This window comes from Pseudomonas cyclaminis (assembly GCF_015163715.1).
GTDB classification, from domain to species: Bacteria; Pseudomonadota; Gammaproteobacteria; order Pseudomonadales; family Pseudomonadaceae; genus Aquipseudomonas; species Aquipseudomonas cyclaminis.
Map to the genome: position 1 here is coordinate 1 of NZ_JADDUM010000393.1, position 756 is coordinate 756.

1 protein-coding gene is annotated in these 756 nt (G+C 64.4%); it reads right to left on the reverse strand.

The features are described 5' to 3' along the window. Positions 1-756: AMP-binding protein (locus IQK56_RS30775; RefSeq protein ID WP_193901988.1), on the reverse strand; the 756-nt coding region annotated here is incomplete at both ends.

Genomic DNA, 756 nt, shown 5'->3' on the forward strand with positions numbered 1-756 from the left:
TCCACGGGCAAGGCTTCGCCGCTGCACACGATGCGTGTCAGGTGGGTGCACTGGGCGACGGATTCATCCAGCAGGAACACCTGCAGCATCGACGGCACGAAGTGCAGGGTCGTGACCTGGTATCGCTGAATCAGGCTGACCAAAATGGCCGGATCGCGATGGTCGCCAGGCCCGGCAACGGCCAAACGGGCGCCGGTCATCAGCGGCCAGAAGAACTCCCACACCGACACGTCGAAGCTGAACGGGGTCTTTTGCAGCACGGTGTCGTCGGCGGTCAAGGCGTAGGCCTGCTGCATCCAGCACAGCCGGTTGGTCAGGGCCGCATGCCGGTTGCCGGCGCCTTTGGGCTTGCCGGTGGAACCTGAGGTGTAGATGACGTAGGCGAGGTTTTCGCCATCAACGGCGACGTGCGGGTTGGTGTCGGCATAGCCGTTGACGTCCAGTTGATCGAGGGCCAGCACCGGCAGCGCGGCCGGGATCGGCAACTGCGTGAGCAAGTGCTGCTGGGTCAGCAGCAGGCCAATGCCGCTGTCTTCGATCATGTAGCTCAGGCGGTCTTGCGGGTATTCCGGGTCCAGCGGCACATAGGCGCCGCCGGCCTTGAGCACGGCGAGCAGGCCGATGACCATCTCCAGGCTGCGCTCGGTGGCAATGCCCACCAGTGCATCCGGGCCGACACCCAGTTCCATCAGTTTGTGGGCGAGTTGGTTGGCGCGCTGGTTGAGCTGGCGATAGCTCAGCTGATGGTCGCCGAAC